We start from the raw sequence: 17365 nt of genomic DNA, 5'->3' as shown, positions 1-17365 counted from the left end.
CCGACAGGGCCGCCGCCTTCGCGCCTCCGGCGGGCTACTGCACCCCGGCCGTCCTCCCCGGCAGCCGCTGCCCCGGGTTCGGCAGCAGAATCTGCTTGCCGTCGGTGCCGACGACCTTCCGGTCGCCCAGCGGCTTCTCCAGATGGACCGTCTTCTCGATCGCCTTGGCGATCATGATGCAGATCTTGCCCTTCCACGGAGTCTCGGTCACCTTCACGGCCACCTGGTCGGAACCCTCGCTCGCCGTCGCCCTGTAGTCGGCGCACACACCGCCCGTGAAGCTCACGGTCAGGTCCTTGCCGTCGGCGGTGTAGTAGTCCACCTTGACGTCACGGGTGGCCGGCGCCGAGGACGGCCCGCTGCCCGGCGCGCTCGTCGAGTTCGAGGCCAGGTACTTCGGGTCGACGGCCGGATACGTCACCGTGAAGCCGTTCTGCGCGCCCGCGCCCTTCACCTGGAACAGCCAGGACGGCACCAGCGCCGGCCGCCCGTCCACCGCATGCACGGCCAGCCCGAACACCGCGCCGTCCACGGCGACGGTCTGCTTCGCCGGCGTCGCGCCCGCCCCGGACGTCGACTGCCCGCACGGCGCCTCCAGCCGGTCCTTCAGCGGTACGGGGCTGGCGCAGCCGCCGATGCCCATGCGGTGGTCGGTCGTGGGCGCCGCGTTCATCAGGTCCAGCGTCTTCCGCGCACCCAGCACGGGATACGTGTCGCCCTTCACCGGCGCCTTCAACCGCCCACTGCCGCCGACCACCTCGCCCTGGGCGCCGACGGTCAGCCCGGTCGTCCAGCCGTAGGTGGGCAGCCCGCCGACCAAGGGGTTCGCGTTCACCACCCGCTGGGCGCCCATGACCTGGCTCGCGTCCACCTTCGCGTCGTCCTGGCCGACCGCCTTCAGCACCGGCGCCGCGGCCTGCTTCGCGGCTGCCTCGCTCACCGTGGCGCCGGCCGGGTTGGCGGGATCCTTCGTACATGCGACGGCGCTCCGACAGGCGTCGGTGCCGGCCGCGTACCGGTGGAACGTCCACGCCCCCGGCGCCTGCTTGTCCACCACCAGGCTCGGCCCGGACCCGTCCTTGGCGGGCCCCACCTGCCAGGCCTGCCCCTGCGCCACCGGCGTCCCGTCCAGCCCCAGCGCCTTGGCCAGCCGCGCCACCTCGTCCTTGGTGACCTCGCCGGCCGCCCGGTACACGGGCGCCGAGTCCGGCCCGTCGGGCAGCGTGCCGTCGGCCTTGTACTGGACGCCGTACGGGTTGGGCTCCCCGGGCGCGATCCCGTTCGTACCACCCTCGGAGTGACCGTCGAGCGCGAGCGGCGGGGGAGGGGCGCCCTCGCCGGAGGCCCCGGCGCCGGTACGACCGCCGGACCCGCCGGAGGCCGATGCGGCGAGGTACGCCCCGCCTCCGCCCACCAGCAGCACGGCAGCGGCGACGGAGGCGATGAGCACGGGGGTGCGGCGCCGGGACGGACGGGACTCCTCCGCGTCCGGATCGGGGGTGGCGTCGTGAATCTCAGGGCCGCCCTCGTCGGTCGCCGGGGCCTTGGCTGCGTCGGTCACCGCGGCAACCTCGGTCTCTTCGGCCACGGCAGTCTCCTCGGCGGCCTCGGTCTCCTTGACCGGGGCGGTCGCCCCGACCACGGCGGTTTCCCCGGTCCCGGCGGTCACCTCGGCCGCGGCGGTTTGCTCGGCCTCTCCCTCGGCCCCACCACGTTCCGCGCCCCCGACCCCACAACCTTCCGCGCCGGGTTCCTCCCCAGCAGCGTCCGCGTCGCCCTCCGTGACGCCCGGAGCCCCGGCGCCCACCGCACCCTGCTCCTCCACGGCACCCTGCTCCTCGGCGGAGCCGGCGGTGCCGTTCTCGTCCGGGGCGTCGTTGTCGGGTCGCTCGGTGTTCACCGCATCGCTCCTTCGCCTGCACAGCTGTCCTGTGACCCTGACCCGGCCCTGTCAAAACGGGCTGCGGGAGGGTCGTATCGCACATCCCCTCGGCGGGGGACGGCGATGGGACGCAGCGGAGGAGCGCGCGGTTCCCTTCAGATGCGCCGGCGCGGCTACCGGGCCGTGGCGGACTTGCAGACCCGTGCTCAGTCGCCGTAGTCCGACATCGAGTCCAGCAGACGGGCCGACTTCGGCGGCACGATCACGCCGTGGATGAGTGACGGGGAGACCGGGCGGGCAGTGATGCGGTCGGGGGCGGCCCAGTGGGGGACCATCCGGGCGCAGTCGCCGCGCAGCGACGCAAGGTCGCCTTCCAGGTCGACCGGGACCGGGGCATGGACCTTCAGGTTCGTCATACCGGAACCGTATGCACGCGGCAGCCGCCCGAGAAAGATCTACTATCGGGTAGTTTTGGCCACTTCAGAGCCCGGCGGCGACCCGGTAGCGTGAACTGTCAATCCACGCTCCCGTCTCTCACAGGAGAGTCCCCGCCGTGCGCATCGCAGTCACCGGCTCCATCGCCACCGACCACCTCATGACCTTCCCCGGCCGCTTCGCCGACCAGCTCGTCGCGGACCAGCTGCACACGGTCTCGCTCTCCTTCCTGGTCGACAACCTCGACGTACGCCGGGGCGGCGTCGGCGCCAACATCGCCTTCGGCATGGGCCAGCTCGGCACGACCCCGATCCTGGTCGGCGCCGCCGGCTTCGACTTCGACGAGTACCGCGCCTGGCTCGACCGGCACGGCGTCGACACCGACTCGGTCCGTATCTCCGAGACCCTGCACACCGCCCGCTTCGTGTGCACCACGGACTCCGACCACAACCAGATCGGCTCGTTCTACACGGGCGCCATGAGCGAGGCCCGCCAGATCGAGCTGAAGACCGTCGCGGACCGCGTGGGCGGCCTCGACCTGGTCCTGATCGGCGCCGACGACCCGGAGGCGATGCTCCGCCACACCGAGGAGTGCCGCTCCCGGTCCATCCCCTTCGCCGCCGACTTCTCCCAGCAGATCGCGCGGATGAACGGCGACGAGATCCGGATACTGCTGGAGGGTGCCACGTACCTCTTCTCGAACGAGTACGAGAAGGGCCTGATCGAGTCCAAGACCGGCTGGAGCGACGCCGAGATCCTCGCCAAGGTCGGCCACCGCGTCACCACCCTCGGCTCCCGAGGCGTCCGCATCGAGCGGGCCGGCGAGGACCCGATCGAGGTCGGCTGCGCGGAGGAGGAGCGCAAGGCCGACCCCACGGGCGTCGGCGACGCCTTCCGTGCCGGCTTCCTGTCCGGTCTCGCCTGGGGCGTCTCCCTGGAGCGCGCGGCCCAGGTCGGCTGCATGCTCGCCACGCTCGTCATCGAGACGGTCGGCACCCAGGAGTACCAGCTGCGGCGCGCCCACTTCATGGACCGGTTCGCCAAGGCCTACGGCGACGAGGCCGCCGCCGAGGTCCAGAAGCACCTGGCCTGACCTACGAGACCCGGCGGACCACGTACGCAGCACCGTGGTCCGCCGGGTCCTCGCCCACGTACTCCTGGCCCCGCATCTCGCACCACGCGGGGATGTCCAGCCGCGCCGCCTCGTCGTCGGACAGCACGCGCACCGTGCCGCCCACCGGCACGTCCCCGATGACCTTGGCGAGCTCGATGACGGGAATCGGGCAGCGCTTGCCGAGCGCGTCGACGACCAGCGCGTCGTCCTGCCGCACGGCCGCCGCCGCGGCCGGTGCCCCCAGCTTCTCCCGCACCCCTGCCACCGCCCCCGGCAGCACCGCCAGGAACCGCTCGACGTCCTCCTCCGGCGTCCTCATCGGCAGCGAAACCCGCACATTCCCCTCACTCAGCACCCCCATCGCCTTCAGCACATGGCTGGGCGTCAGCGTGCTGCTGGTGCAGGAAGACCCGGAGGAAACGGAGAAACCCTCCCGGTCCAGCTCGTGCAGCAATGTCTCCCCGTCGACATAGAGACAGGAGAAGGTGACGATCCCCGGCAGCCGCCGCTCGGGATCCCCGACCACCTCCACGTCCGGCACCGACCGCGGCACCCGCACCCGGATCCGCTCCGTCAGCTCCCGCAGCCGTACCGCCTCTTGCTCCGCCTCCGCCCGCACCGCCCGCAACGAGGCGGCCGCCGCCACGATCCCCGGCAGATTCTCGAACCCGGCGGCCCGCCCCGACTCCCGCTCGTCCGCAGGCCCCTGCGACACGAACCGCACACCTTTTCGTACGACGAGCAGCCCCACCCCCGAGGGCCCGCCCCACTTGTGCGCACTGGCCGCAAGCAGCGACCAGCCACCCTCGACCGGCTCCCACCCCAGCGACTGCGCCGCATCCACCAGCAACGGCACACCGGACTCCCGGCACACGGCAGCCACTTCGGCCACCGGCTGTTCGGTCCCCACCTCGTGGTTGGCCGACTGAAGACAGGCCAGCGCGGTGTCCGGGCGCAGGGCGTCCGCGTACGACGCCGGTGTCACCCTGCCCTGCCGGTCCACCTCGATCTGCGTGACGCTCCCACCGCCGGCCTGGTGCGCGTCAGCCGCATGAAGCACCGAGGAGTGTTCGACCGCCGACACGATCAGGTGACGCCCAACCCGGTGACGCCCACCCAACGCCCCCGCGATGCCGGTGTGTACGGCCTGCGTGCCGGATGAGGTGAAGACCAGCTCGTCAGGACGGCACCCCACGGCCTCGGCGGCAGCCTCCCGCGCGGCGTCCAGCAGCATCCGGGCCCGCCGCCCTTCCCGGTAGAGCCGTGCAGGGTCGGCCCACCCTTCATCCAGGGAGGCCAGCAGAGCTTGCCGGGCAACAGGATGAAGAGGAGCACTGGAAGCAGCGTCGAAGTAGCCCACACAGCAACGCTAAACCGCCGTTCACTGCTATGCCCTGAAGGGGCGCGGGGAACTGCGCGACCAGCCACAGACAACCCGCAGCCGCCAAACCAGCGAACCACCGCACCCAGTAGGCACCCCTCCCCGCGAAGCCCCGGAACGCGTCGGCTAGGGTTTGGTCCGCATAAACATCCAAACCCCTGCCCGACGCAGGGCGGCGACCGACCACCGAAGAAGGCAGGCCGCAGCCAACCGCGCGGGCGAGACTCTCGGGAAGGCGCTACGTGAGTCCCAACGGCTCCGACCGCTCGCCGCGGCGCCCGATGCGGCGGAAGCTGCTGCAGGCAATGACCGCGGGCCTGGTCCTGGCGACCGCCACCGGTTGCACATACAAGGACTTCCCCCGCCTTGGTATGCCCACCCCGACCACGGAAGAGGCTCCGCGGATCCTCTCCCTGTGGCAGGGCTCCTGGGCCGCCGCGCTCGCCACCGGCGTGCTGGTGTGGGGCCTGATCCTGTGGAGTGCTTTCTTCCACCGGCGCAGCCGCACGAAGGTCGAAGTTCCTCCGCAGACCCGGTACAACATGCCGATCGAGGCGCTGTACACGGTGGTTCCGCTCGTCATCGTGTCCGTGCTGTTCTACTTCACGGCCCGCGACGAGTCGAAGCTGCTCAGCCTCTCCGACAAGAAGCCCGACGTCACCGTCAACGTCGTCGGCTTCCAGTGGAGCTGGGGCTTCAACTACATCGAGCCGGTGCCCGGTGTCACCGGTGACGCGAAGACCGACCAGAACCTGGCCGGCATTCCGGACCGGTTCAAGAACGCGTTCCCGGCGAACGCCGGCGGTGTCTACGACGTCGGTACGCCGGCCTCGAAGGACCCGAAGACCCACAACCCCGGCCCGACCCTCTGGCTCCCCGAGGGCAAGACGGTCCGCTTCGTCCTCACCTCGCGTGACGTCATCCACTCCTTCTGGGTGGTGCCGTTCCTGATGAAGATGGACGTCATCCCGGGCCACACCAACGCCTTCCAGGTGACCCCCAACAAGAAGGGCACCTTCCTCGGCAAGTGCGCCGAGCTCTGCGGCGTCGACCACTCCCGGATGCTGTTCAACGTGAAGGTCGTCTCCCCGGACGCCTACGAGAAGCACCTCCAGGACCTCGCCAAGAAGGGCCAGACCGGTTACGTTCCCGCCGGCATCGCGCAGACGAGCCACGAGAAGAACCGGGAGACGAACAACCTGTGAGCATCGTCAACGAACCCCAGGGCGCCGCGGCGGAGTCCCACTACGCGGACGAGCTGCCGGTCCGGCGCAAGCAGCCCGGCAACGTGGTCATCAAGTGGCTCACCACCACTGACCACAAGACGATCGGGACGCTCTACCTCGTCACGTCGTTCGCGTTCTTCCTGATCGGCGGCGTGATGGCGCTGCTGATGCGCGCCGAGCTGGCCCGTCCGGGCCTGCAGATCATGACGAACGAGCAGTTCAACCAGGCGTTCACGATGCACGGCACGATCATGCTGCTGATGTTCGCGACGCCGCTGTTCGCGGGCTTCACCAACTGGATCATGCCGCTGCAGATCGGCGCGCCCGACGTGGCGTTCCCGCGGCTGAACATGTTCGCCTACTGGCTCTACCTGTTCGGCTCGACGATCGCGGTCGGCGGCTTCCTCACCCCCTCGGGTGCTGCCGACTTCGGCTGGTTCGCCTACTCCCCGCTGTCGGACGCGGTCCGCTCGCCGGGCATCGGCGCCGACCTGTGGATCATGGGTCTGGCCTTCTCCGGCTTCGGCACGATCCTCGGTGCGGTCAACTTCATCACCACCATCATCTGCATGCGCGCGCCGGGCATGACCATGTTCCGCATGCCGATCTTCGTGTGGAACGTGCTGCTGACCGCGGTGCTGGTCCTGCTCGCCTTCCCGGTCCTCGCCGCCGCGCTGTTCGCGCTGGAGGCGGATCGGAAGTTCGGGGCGCATGTCTTCGACGCGGCCAATGGCGGCGCCCTGCTGTGGCAACACCTCTTCTGGTTCTTCGGCCATCCAGAGGTGTACATCATCGCGCTGCCGTTCTTCGGCATCATCTCCGAGGTCATCCCGGTCTTCTCCCGCAAGCCGATGTTCGGCTACATGGGCCTGATCGGCGCGACCATCGCCATCGCGGGTCTGTCCGTGACCGTGTGGGCCCACCACATGTACGTCACCGGCGGTGTACTGCTCCCGTTCTTCTCCTTCATGACGTTCCTCATCGCCGTACCGACCGGCGTGAAGTTCTTCAACTGGATCGGAACGATGTGGAAGGGCTCCCTGTCCTTCGAGACCCCGATGCTCTGGGCGACCGGCTTCCTGGTCACCTTCACCTTCGGTGGTCTGACCGGTGTCATCCTGGCCTCGCCGCCGATGGACTTCCACGTCTCGGACTCGTACTTCGTGGTGGCCCACTTCCACTACGTGGTCTTCGGCACCGTCGTCTTCGCGATGTTCTCCGGCTTCCACTTCTGGTGGCCGAAGATGACCGGCAAGATGCTCGACGAGCGCCTCGGCAAGATCACCTTCTGGACGCTGTTCATCGGCTTCCACGGCACCTTCCTGGTCCAGCACTGGCTGGGTGCCGAGGGCATGCCGCGTCGTTACGCGGACTACCTCGCGGCCGACGGCTTCACCGCCCTGAACACGATCTCGACGATCAGCTCGTTCCTGCTCGGCATGTCGATCCTGCCGTTCCTCTACAACGTGTGGAAGACGGCCAAGTACGGCAAGCCGGTCGGCGTCGACGACCCGTGGGGCTACGGCCGCTCGCTCGAGTGGGCGACGTCCTGCCCGCCGCCGCGGCACAACTTCCTCACCCTGCCGCGGATCCGCAGCGAATCCCCGGCGTTCGACCTGCACCACCCTGAGATCGCCGCTCTCGACCAGCTCGAGAACGCGCCTCACGGTGAGAAGGCTCTGGCTGGTGGCAAGGAGGCCGGCAAGTGAAGGTTCAGGGCAAGATGTTCATGTGGCTGAGCGTCTTCGTCCTCGCCATGGCGGTGGTCTATGGCGTGTGGTCGAAGGAGCCGGCCGGTACCACGGCGCTCTTCCTGGCCTTCGGTCTGTGCATCATGGTCGGCTTCTACCTCGGCTTCACGGCCAAGCGGGTCGACGCGGGCGCGATGGACAACAAGGAGGCGGACGTCGCGGACGACGCCGGCGAGGTCGGGTTCTTCAGCCCGCACAGCTGGCAGCCGCTGGCCCTCGGGGTCGGTGGTGCGCTCGCCTTCCTGTCGATCGCGATCGGCTGGTGGCTGCTGTACTTCTCGGCGCCGATCATCATGATCGGCCTGTACGGCTGGGTCTTCGAGTACTACCGCGGTGAGAACCGCACCCAGTAGCACGCGCTGAGCGCACAGGGAGCCCGGACACTCCGTAAGGAGCGTCCGGGCTCCCACTTTTGCCCCAATACCGTTCCCTCGTACGGATTACCCCGCGCGCCGTCCTTGACGAACGTCCATAGCGTGAGGGACATGAACCACTCTCCGCGCACCCGCACCGTCGTCAGCTGCACTCTGCTGGTGATCGCCCTCGGTGCGGGCGGCACCGCTTGCAGCAGCGGGGGCAACCCGCTGGCCGGCAAGCCGTACGACGCGACGGACCAGGTCTCCCTCAACGGCCTCAAAGGTGACGGGAAGAAGGCCGACCCGGACAAGGCCCTGGAGGTCACCGCCGGGGACGGCGGCCACCTCACGGACGTCACCGCCACGGACGCCGCAGGCCGCTTCGTGGCGGGCGAACTCTCCGCCGACGGCACCCACTGGCACAGCACCTCCCCGCTCGCCGCCAACGCCCACTACACGGTCCGGGTGAGCACGGAGGACGAGGACGGGGCCCCGGGCCGCAAGGTCCTCACCTTCGACACCAGCATCCCCACCACCAAGAAGCGCCTGAATGTGAAGTTCGGCCCCGACTCCGGCGAGTACGGCGTCGGCCAGCCCGTCACCGCCCAACTCGACCAGCCCGTCAGGGACAGGGCACAGCGCGCCATCGTCGAACGGGCCCTACGGGTGGACTCCGTGCCCACCGTGCAGGGGGCCTGGCACTGGGTGGACGACAAGGAGCTCCACTACCGCCCCAAGGACTACTGGCCCGCCCACGCCACCGTCCAGGTGCACAGCAACCTGGACGGCATCAAGGTCGGCGACCGCCTGTGGGGCGCCCGGAGCAAGCCGCTGAAGCTCACCATCGGCGACAGCCTGATCGCCGTCACCGACGCCGCGGCGCACTCCATGACGGTGTACAAGAACGGCGAGGACATCAGGGAACTCCCCGTCACCACAGGCAAGCCCGGCTTCGAGACCCGCAACGGCGTCAAGGTCGTACTGGGCAAGCAGTCCTTCGTACGCATGCGCAGCGCCACCGTGGGCATCGCCGAGGGCAGCTCCGACTCCTACGACCTGCCCGTCTACTGGGCCACCCGCCTCACCTGGAGCGGCGAGTACGTCCACGCCGCCCCCTGGTCCGTGGGCTCCCAGGGCTACGCCAACGTCAGCCACGGCTGCACCGGCATGAGCACTGCCAATGCCGAGTGGTTCTTCAACACCGTCCACGAGGGCGACGTGGTGAAGGTCATCAACTCCAACGGCGAGACCATGGAGCCCTTCGGCAACGGCTTCGGCGACTGGAACCTCACCTGGAAGAACTGGCGCACAGGCAGCGCCCTGGTGGGCGCCACCCCGGACGGCCCCAGCCCGGACGACGTGGCAAAGCTAAGGCCGCAGAGCGTTTGAAACGGGCTGAAGGGCAGCTGGCCCCAAGGGGCGCGGGGCTGTATCGATATGCGGCTCCGCCGCGTGGGCGCGACAAGCCACAACGGACCCGCAGTCGCCAAAAGTCCCGCACCCCCGAGCCACTAGGCGCTCTGCTGAAGCGCCTTCTGCCGCAGCAGGGAAGCCAACGCCGCAGCGAACTCCACCGGCTCCACAGGCAACGTCACAGCCGCATCCGCCCGACTCCACGTGGCCAGCCACGCATCCTGAGGCCGCCCAATGAGCAGAAGCACCGGCGGGCAGTTGAACACCTCGTCCTTGATCTGCCGGCACACCCCCATGCCCCCCATGGGCACGGCCTCACCGTCCAGGACGCACACGTCGATCCCGCCCCGGTCCAGCTCCTTGATGACGGCGGCCGGCGTCGCACACTCCAGGAACTCGACGACGGGAACGTCGGGAGCGGGCCTGCGCCCGGTCGCGAGCCGCACCTGTTCGCGGGTGTTGGAGTCGTCGCTGTAGACCAGCACCGTGGCGGTCGGCTGCATAGTTCCTCCGAGACGTCAGCGTCGTACGGAAAGGCCCGATGGGGCGGATGTTACTCCGTTCAACACCACGTCAACACCGGTATGGACGGCAGCAACACTCCGAACGGCACCCCCCGGAGTGAGGGCGGGATAAGCGACCGACATAATGTCGGTCGTGGCGACAGCAACGACAGTAGAAACCGGGCACGCGCACCCGTCGGTCAACCGGCCGAACCTCACCAGCGTCGGAACCATCATCTGGCTGAGTTCCGAGCTGATGTTCTTCGCGGCCCTCTTCGCGATGTACTTCACCCTGCGATCGGTGACCGGTCCGGATCACTGGAAGGAGATGGCAAGTCATCTCAACCTTCCGTTCTCCGCGACCAACACCACGATCCTGGTGCTCTCCTCCCTCACCTGCCAGCTCGGCGTGTTCGCCGCCGAGCGCGGGGACGTGAAGAAGCTCCGGGGCTGGTTCATCATCACGTTCGTGATGGGTGCGATCTTCATCGGCGGTCAGATCTTCGAGTACACGGAGCTGGTGAAGAAGGACGGGCTCTCCCTGTCCTCCGACCCGTACGGCTCGGTGTTCTACCTGACCACCGGGTTCCACGGCATGCACGTGACGGGCGGCCTCATCGCCTTCCTGTTCGTTCTCGGCCGCACCTACGCGGCCAAGAGGTTCACCCACGAGCAGGCGACCGCGGCCATCGTCGTGTCCTACTACTGGCACTTCGTCGATGTCGTGTGGATCGGCCTCTTCGCCACGATCTACCTGATCAAGTAGCCGGGCCCGTTCCCGCGTGCGCCCGCGCGGCGCACAACCCACCAGCATCGACGCAGAAGATCCTGACACCGGGGTAATCCGTGAAAAAGCTCTCCGCACGACGACGCCATCCCATGGCGGCTCTCGTCGTCCTACTCCTCGCGCTGGCATGCACAGGGGGGCTGTACGCCGCGTTCGCACCCGCGAGCAAGGCGCAGGCCGATGACACCGCCCAGTCCCTTGCCATCGACGAGGGCAAGAAGCTCTACTCCGTGGGCTGCGCCAGCTGCCACGGCACCGGCGGTCAGGGAACCACCGACGGTCCGAGCCTCGTCGGCGTGGGCGCCGCGGCCGTCGACTTCCAGGTCGGCACCGGCCGTATGCCGGCCCAGCAGCCGGGCGCTCAGGTCCCGAAGAAGAAGGTCATCTACTCGCAGGCCGAGATCGACCAGCTCGCCGCGTACATCTCCTCCCTCGGCGCCGGCCCGTCCATCCCGACGGCGGCGCAGTACGGCCCGGACGGTGCCGACATCGCCAAGGGTGGCGAGCTGTTCCGCACCAACTGCGCGCAGTGCCACAACTTCACCGGCAAGGGCGGTGCGCTGACGCACGGCAAGTTCGCCCCGAGCCTCGAGGGCGTCGCCCCGAAGCACATCTACGAGGCCATGCAGACCGGCCCGCAGAACATGCCGTCGTTCCCCGACACCACGATGTCGCAGCAGAACAAGAAGGACATCATCGCGTACCTGAACGCGGTCAACGGTGACGACACCGAGAGCCCCGGCGGCCTTGAGCTGGGCGGACTCGGCCCGGTCTCCGAGGGCCTGTTCGCCTGGATCTTCGGACTCGGCGCGCTGATCGCGGTCGCCGTCTGGGTCGCCGCTCGGACCGCAAAGGCCAAGAAGTCATGAGTAGCCAAGACATTCCAGAAGAGAACCTGCCCGCTGAGCAGGACGCGCACGGCACCGTAAGCCTCGCGGACGAGCAGAACCCGTTCGCGGACCCCGGTCTGCCGCCCCACGAGCACCGGGTGCAGGACATCGACGAGCGGGCCGCCAAGCGGTCCGAGCGTGTGGTGGCCATGCTGTTCACGGTCTCGATGCTGGCCACGGTCGGCTTCATCGCCTCGTACGTGGCGATCCCGCACGACAAGTCGATCTTCGTGTTCCCGATCGGCCACATCAACGCGCTGAACTTCGCGCTGGGCCTGACTCTCGGTCTCGCCCTGTTCGCGATCGGCGCGGGCGCGGTCCACTGGGCCCGCACCCTGATGTCCGACGTGGAGATCGCCGACGAGCGGCACCCGATCGAGGCGTCCCCCGAGGTCAAGGCCAAGGTCATGGCCGACTTCAAGCAGGGCGCCAAGGAGTCCGCGCTCGGCCGCCGCAAGCTCATCCGCAACACGATGTTCGGTGCGCTGGCCCTGTTCCCGCTCTCCGGCGTCATGCTGCTGCGCGACCTCGGACCGCTGCCGGGGACCAAGCTCCGCCACACGCTGTGGTCCAAGGGCAAGCTGCTCGTCAACATGAACACCAACGAGCCGCTGCGTGCCTCCGACGTCCAGGTCGGCTCGCTCACCTTCGCTAAGCCCGAGGGCCTGGAGGAGCACGACGAGAACTTCCAGACCGAGATCGCCAAGGCGGCCCTGATGATCGTCCGGATCCAGCCGGACAACATCAAGGACAAGCGCGAGCTCGAGTGGTCGCACGAGGGCATCGTCGCGTACTCGAAGATCTGCACCCACGTCGGTTGCCCGATCTCGCTGTACGAGCAGCAGACGCACCACGTGCTGTGCCCCTGCCACCAGTCCACCTTCGACCTGTCCGACGGCGCCCGGGTGATCTTCGGCCCCGCCGGTCACGCCCTGCCGCAGCTGCGCATCGGCGTGAACGACCAGGGCTACCTCGAGGCGCTCGGCGACTTCGAAGAGCCCGTCGGTCCTGCATTCTGGGAGCGCGGATGAGCACCAACGAGAACACCGAGTCCCGGCGCGGCAAAGCGCCGGCCGGCGAGCGCGTCGCCGACTGGGCCGACGGCCGGCTGGGGATCTACTCCCTGGCCAAGACCAACATGCGCAAGATCTTCCCCGACCACTGGTCGTTCATGTTGGGCGAAGTGTGCATGTACAGCTTCATCATCCTCATCCTCACGGGTGTGTATCTGACGCTGTTCTTCCACCCGTCGATGAACGAGGTGGAGTACCACGGCAGCTACATCCCGCTGCAGGGCCAGATGATGTCCGAGGCGTTCAACTCGACCCTGCACATCTCCTTCGATGTGCGCGGTGGTCTGCTGATCCGGCAGATCCACCACTGGGCCGCGCTGATCTTCCTCGCGGGCATGTTCGTGCACATGATGCGTGTGTTCTTCACCGGCGCGTTCCGCAAGCCGCGTGAGGTCAACTGGCTGTTCGGCTTCCTGCTGCTCGTCCTGGGCATGTTCACCGGCTTCACCGGTTACTCGCTCCCGGACGACCTGCTCTCCGGCACCGGTGTCCGCTTCATGGAGGGCGCGATCCTGTCCGTGCCGATCGTCGGCACGTACCTGTCGATGTTCCTCTTCGGCGGCGAGTTCCCCGGCGGCGACTTCGTGGCCCGCTTCTACTCGGTCCACATCCTGCTGCTGCCGGGCCTCATGCTCGGTCTGATGGTCGGCCACCTGATCCTGGTCTTCTACCACAAGCACACGCAGTTCGCGGGCCCCGGCAAGACGAACAACAACGTCGTCGGCATGCCTCTGCTGCCGGTGTACATGGCGAAGGCCGGCGGCTTCTTCTTCCTGGTCTTCGGCGTGATCACGGCCATCGCGGCGATCGCCTCGATCAACCCGATCTGGGCCATGGGCCCCTATCGTCCGGACCAGGTGTCCACCGGCGCCCAGCCCGACTGGTACATGGGCTTCTCCGAGGGCCTGATCCGTACGATGCCGGGCTGGGAGATCAACCTGTGGGGCCACACGCTCGTCCTGGGCGTGTTCATCCCGCTGGTGATCTTCCCGCTGGTCCTGGTCGCGATCGCGGTCTACCCGTTCATCGAGTCCTGGGTCACCGGCGACAAGCGCGAGCACCACATCCTGGACCGTCCGCGCAACGCCCCGACGCGTACCGCGTTCGGTGCCGCGTGGGTCTCCTGGTACTTCGTGCTGATGGTCGGTGGCGGCAACGACCTGTGGGCCACGCACTTCCATCTGTCGATCAACGCGATCACCTGGTTCGTGCGCGTCGGCTTCTTCGTCGTGCCGGTGCTCACGTTCCTCGCCACCAAGCGGATCTGCCTCGGCCTGCAGCGCCGCGACAAGGACAAGGTGCTGCACGGCCGCGAGTCGGGCATCATCAAGCGCCTGCCGCACGGTGAGTTCATCGAGGTGCACGAGCCGCTCAGCCAGGACGCCCTGCACACCCTCACGGCGCACGAGCAGTACAAGCCGGCCCAGATCGGCCCGACGGTCGACGAGAACGGCGTCGAGCGCAAGGTCAAGGGCTCCGAGCGACTGCGCGCCAAGCTCAGCGAGGCGTACTACGGCGAGGAGTCCCAGATTCCGAAGCCCACCGTCGAGGAGTACAGGGAGATCACGAGCGGCCACGGCCACCACTGATCGCTGCGGCTCGCCACGCCACGGCAAGGGCCCCCGTCCGGTCTTCGGACGGGGGCCCTTTTCCATGCCCTGAGCTGGATAGGGTGGCCTCACACTCGTTTTCTCCTTCTACGACGACCAGGAGCGGCCTCATGAGCGCTGTGACCCCCGCTGGAGGCGACACCGCGGCGGGCCGTTCCTGGCCCCTGCTGCTGAACGGCCTGCTGGACGGCCACGACCTCACCGCCGACGACACCGCCTGGGCGATGGACCTGATCATGCGCGGTGAGGCGACCGACGCCCAGATCGCCGGGTTCGCGGTGGCGCTGCGCGCCAAGGGCGAGACCGTCGAGGAGATCAACGGGCTGGTCCGCACGATGTACGAGCACGCGAACGTGATCGAGGTGCCGGGGCGGACCGTCGACATCGTCGGTACGGGCGGCGACGGCGCGAAGACGGTGAACATCTCCACGATGTCGTCGATCGTCATCGCGGGCACGGGCGCCAAAGTCGTCAAGCACGGCAACCGGGCCGCCTCCTCGGCGTCCGGGGCCTCGGACGTGCTGGAGAAGCTGGGCGTCAATCTGGAACTGACGCCGAAGCGGGTGGCGGAGGTCGCGGAGGAAGCCGGCATCACGTTCTGCTTCGCCGTCAAGTTCCACCCGGCGCTGCGTCATGTGGCCGCCGCACGAGGCCAGTTGGGCATCCGGACGACCTTCAACGCCCTCGGTCCGCTGACCAACCCGGCGAAGGTGAGGGCACAGGCGGTGGGTGTCGCCGACCCGCGCCTGGCGCCACTCATCGCCGGCGTCCTCGCCGAGCGCGGCAACTCCTCCCTCGTCTTCCGCGGCGACGACGGCTTCGACGAACTGACGACGACAGCGACCTCGCGGGTCTGGATCGTCCGCGACGGCAAGGTCACCGAGGAGACCTTCGACCCCCGTGACGTCGGCATCGAGCTGGTCCCGGTGGAGGCCCTGCGCGGCGGTGACCCGTCGTACAACGCGGAGGTCGCCCGCAGGCTCCTCGACGGCGAGAAGGGCCCCGTACGGGACGCGGTACTGCTGAACTCGGCGGCGGCCCTCGTGGCCCTCGACCCCGGCCCGGGGACGCTGGCCGAGCAGATCCGGGCCGGCATGGACAAGGCGGCCCAGTCGATCGACTCCGGCGCGGCCAAGCGGGCGCTGGAGCGCTGGGTGGCGGCCAGCAACGCATAGCAGGGGAGCGCGGTCCCGTAATGCGGACACGAGTTGCGGGACCGCGATCACTTCACGTACGTTCCTGTCCAGGTCATGAGTGACAGTCATGAGGCCCCGGCCGACTGTCCGGCAACCCTCCGTCCGTGGCGGGGTGCCCCGGGTGAAGACCAGGCCGTAGGCAGCGAGGTCTACGGCAAGCGCGGACCCCTCGAGCAACCAGGGGTCCTGGTCGTCGAGGAGCCTTCCGTGAGCAAGCGAATGCGATAGGGCCGCAGAGCCCCGCCTCCGCATCCCCTTTTCACCTTCACGCCCCTGCTTGAGCGCTACCGCTCGCGGGGCGAATTCCACCTGCTTACACGGGAGTTCCGCCATGTCTGTCTCCACCGCTGCCGCCGACACCTCGGTTTGTGCCCCGCTGCCCGTTCTGGGCCGGGATGTCACCGTCCCGCTCGTCACAGGCGGCGAAGTCACCTATGCCGCGCTCGACTACGCGGCCAGCGCCCCGGCCCTGCAGCGTGTGTGGGACGACGTAGCGGCGTACGCGCCCTACTACGGCAGCGTCCACCGCGGCGCCGGCTACCTCTCGCAGCTGTCGACCGACCTCTTCGAGAACGCCCGCACGACCGTGGCGGAGTTCCTGGACTGCCGGGCCGACGACCAGCTGATCTTCACCCGCTCGACCACGGACTCCCTCAACCTGCTGGCGCAGGCCCTGCCGGCCGACTGCCAGGTCTTCGTCTTCGAGACCGAGCACCACGCCAGCCTGCTGCCCTGGACGGGCGCCCAGGTCACCTACCTCAACGCCCCGCGCACCCCGCGGCAGGCCGTCGAGACCCTGGAGCGCGCCCTCGCCGACCGCGAGCCCTACGGCCCTGCCCTGGTCTGCGTCACCGGCGCCTCGAACGTCACCGGCGAGCTGTGGCCGGTGCGCGAGCTCGCGGCGGCGGCTCATGCGCACGGCGCCCGTATCGTCCTGGACGCCGCCCAGCTCGCCCCGCACCACCCGGTCTCCGTGCAGGACCTCGACGTCGACTGGGTCGCCTTCTCCGGCCACAAGCTGTACGCGCCCTTCGGCTCCGGCGTACTGGCCGGCCGCGCCGACTGGCTGCAGGCCGCCGACCCCTACCTCGCGGGCGGCGGCGCCAGCCGCAAGGTCACCCGGCGCGAGGACGGCGGCGTGGACGTGGAGTGGCACGACAGCGCCGCCCGCCACGAGGCCGGCTCCCCGAACGTGATCGGCGCCTACTCCATCGCGTCGGCCTGCAAGGCGCTCACCGAAGCCGGCTTCGACACCCTGGTCGCCCGTGAGCAGCATCTGATCGAGAAGGTACGCGCGGGTCTGGCGCAGGTGCCGCAGGTGAAGGTGCTGTCCCTCTTCGGTGACGACGCCCCCCGCGTCGGCGTGATCTCCTTCGTCGTCGAGGGCTGGAACAGCTCGCACTTCGCCGCCGCGCTCTCCGCCGAGTACGGCATCGGCGTCCGCGACGGCCTCTTCTGCGCCCATCCGCTGGTCCGCACCCTCCTGGGCAGCGACCCGCAGACCCAGGGCGAATGCGGCGCCCCCGAGGCCGCCCCCGGCGAGAAGTCCCTCAACGCCATCCGCGTCAGCTTCGGCGCCGGCACCCCCGACGAACACGTCGAGCGCTTCGTCACCGCCGTGAAGGAACTGGTGGCGGACGGCGCGAAGTGGCAGTACCGCACCGAGGACGGCCGCTGCGTCCCGGCAGTCTGATCCGCTCCCTCAGGGGCAGCGGCTTTTGCTTTTAGGGGCGCGGGGAACTGCGCGA

At 68.8% G+C, this 17365-nt stretch carries 15 protein-coding genes and 1 riboswitch; of the genes, 11 read left to right on the top strand and 4 right to left on the bottom strand.

The features are described from left to right. Positions 1-34: 34 nt before the first annotated feature. Both ACWCRD_RS30395 and ACWCRD_RS30390 read right to left on the bottom strand, forming a co-directional pair. Positions 35-1900 carry a hypothetical protein gene (locus ACWCRD_RS30395; RefSeq protein WP_450968955.1) on the bottom strand — a complete coding sequence of 622 codons (1866 nt, stop codon included), beginning with the start codon at positions 1898-1900 and terminating at the stop codon, positions 35-37. Positions 1901-2088: 188 nt separating this feature from the next. Continuing rightward, positions 2089-2298: a hypothetical protein gene (locus ACWCRD_RS30390; protein WP_450968954.1), complete on the bottom strand. Its 210-nt coding sequence runs from the start codon at positions 2296-2298 to the stop codon at positions 2089-2091. Positions 2299-2435: 137 nt separating this feature from the next. Here ACWCRD_RS30390 and ACWCRD_RS30385 point away from each other — a divergent pair, with 137 nt between their 5' ends. After that, positions 2436-3410, top strand: coding sequence for a carbohydrate kinase family protein (locus ACWCRD_RS30385; RefSeq protein WP_344405216.1), 975 nt, complete (start codon positions 2436-2438; stop codon positions 3408-3410). Between the two features lies 1 nt (position 3411). Here the strand turns inward: ACWCRD_RS30385 and ACWCRD_RS30380 are convergent, their stop codons facing one another. After that, positions 3412-4791 (bottom strand): aminotransferase class V-fold PLP-dependent enzyme, encoded by a 1380-nt coding sequence (locus tag ACWCRD_RS30380; protein ID WP_450968953.1) that lies wholly within the window; start codon positions 4789-4791, stop codon positions 3412-3414. Between the two features lie 263 nt (positions 4792-5054). Between ACWCRD_RS30380 and ctaC the strand changes: the two genes are divergently transcribed. The 4 genes from ctaC to ACWCRD_RS30360 all read left to right on the top strand — a co-directional run bounded on the left by ctaC (position 5055) and on the right by ACWCRD_RS30360 (position 9534). Further along, on the top strand, positions 5055-6017 hold the full coding sequence (gene ctaC, locus ACWCRD_RS30375) for an aa3-type cytochrome oxidase subunit II (RefSeq protein ID WP_450968952.1): 963 nt from the start codon (positions 5055-5057) through the stop codon (positions 6015-6017). Further along, entirely contained in the window at positions 6014-7747 is a 1734-nt protein-coding gene (ctaD, locus tag ACWCRD_RS30370) for an aa3-type cytochrome oxidase subunit I (protein WP_450968951.1), read from the top strand. Before ctaC ends, ctaD begins: the two co-directional genes overlap by 4 nt. Further along, a complete protein-coding gene (locus ACWCRD_RS30365) occupies positions 7744-8142 on the top strand; it encodes an aa3-type cytochrome oxidase subunit IV (RefSeq protein ID WP_115908610.1) in 399 nt (132 codons plus the stop codon). Before ctaD ends, ACWCRD_RS30365 begins: the two co-directional genes overlap by 4 nt. A gap of 132 nt (positions 8143-8274) precedes the next feature. Further along, positions 8275-9534, top strand: a complete 1260-nt coding sequence (locus tag ACWCRD_RS30360; RefSeq protein ID WP_450968950.1) for an Ig-like domain-containing protein — start codon at positions 8275-8277, stop codon at positions 9532-9534. A 122-nt stretch (positions 9535-9656) separates the two neighbouring features. Here ACWCRD_RS30360 and ACWCRD_RS30355 read toward each other — a convergent pair whose 3' ends face one another. Next, entirely contained in the window at positions 9657-10061 is a 405-nt protein-coding gene (locus ACWCRD_RS30355; protein WP_099928237.1) for a response regulator, read from the bottom strand. Positions 10062-10206: 145 nt separating this feature from the next. Between ACWCRD_RS30355 and ctaE the strand changes: the two genes are divergently transcribed. From ctaE to ACWCRD_RS30325, 6 genes are all read left to right on the top strand, one after another. Beyond that, complete coding sequence (gene ctaE, locus ACWCRD_RS30350) at positions 10207-10827, top strand: aa3-type cytochrome oxidase subunit III (protein WP_019067823.1); 621 nt, start codon at positions 10207-10209, stop codon at positions 10825-10827. An 80-nt stretch (positions 10828-10907) separates the two neighbouring features. Continuing rightward, entirely contained in the window at positions 10908-11717 is an 810-nt protein-coding gene (gene qcrC / locus ACWCRD_RS30345; protein WP_450759769.1) for a cytochrome bc1 complex diheme cytochrome c subunit, read from the top strand. Continuing rightward, positions 11714-12769, top strand: a complete 1056-nt coding sequence (qcrA, locus tag ACWCRD_RS30340) for a cytochrome bc1 complex Rieske iron-sulfur subunit (RefSeq protein ID WP_450968949.1) — start codon at positions 11714-11716, stop codon at positions 12767-12769. The genes qcrC and qcrA overlap by 4 nt, the downstream gene beginning before the upstream one ends. Continuing rightward, positions 12766-14400 (top strand): cytochrome bc1 complex cytochrome b subunit, encoded by a 1635-nt coding sequence (qcrB, locus tag ACWCRD_RS30335; protein ID WP_450968948.1) that lies wholly within the window; start codon positions 12766-12768, stop codon positions 14398-14400. The genes qcrA and qcrB overlap by 4 nt, the downstream gene beginning before the upstream one ends. A 131-nt stretch (positions 14401-14531) precedes the next feature. Beyond that, positions 14532-15596, top strand: a complete 1065-nt coding sequence (gene trpD, locus ACWCRD_RS30330) for an anthranilate phosphoribosyltransferase (protein ID WP_450968947.1) — start codon at positions 14532-14534, stop codon at positions 15594-15596. A 71-nt stretch (positions 15597-15667) separates the two neighbouring features. Continuing rightward, positions 15668-15784: riboswitch (SAM riboswitch) on the top strand. Between the two features lie 164 nt (positions 15785-15948). Next, positions 15949-17310 (top strand): aminotransferase class V-fold PLP-dependent enzyme, encoded by a 1362-nt coding sequence (locus ACWCRD_RS30325; RefSeq protein ID WP_450968946.1) that lies wholly within the window; start codon positions 15949-15951, stop codon positions 17308-17310. Positions 17311-17365: the final 55 nt, after the last annotated feature.

It is taken from the genome of Streptomyces sp. NPDC002092, assembly GCF_053593775.1.
Note: the sequence above shows the minus strand (reverse complement) of the source record. Positions and strands in the feature narration are given on the sequence as shown.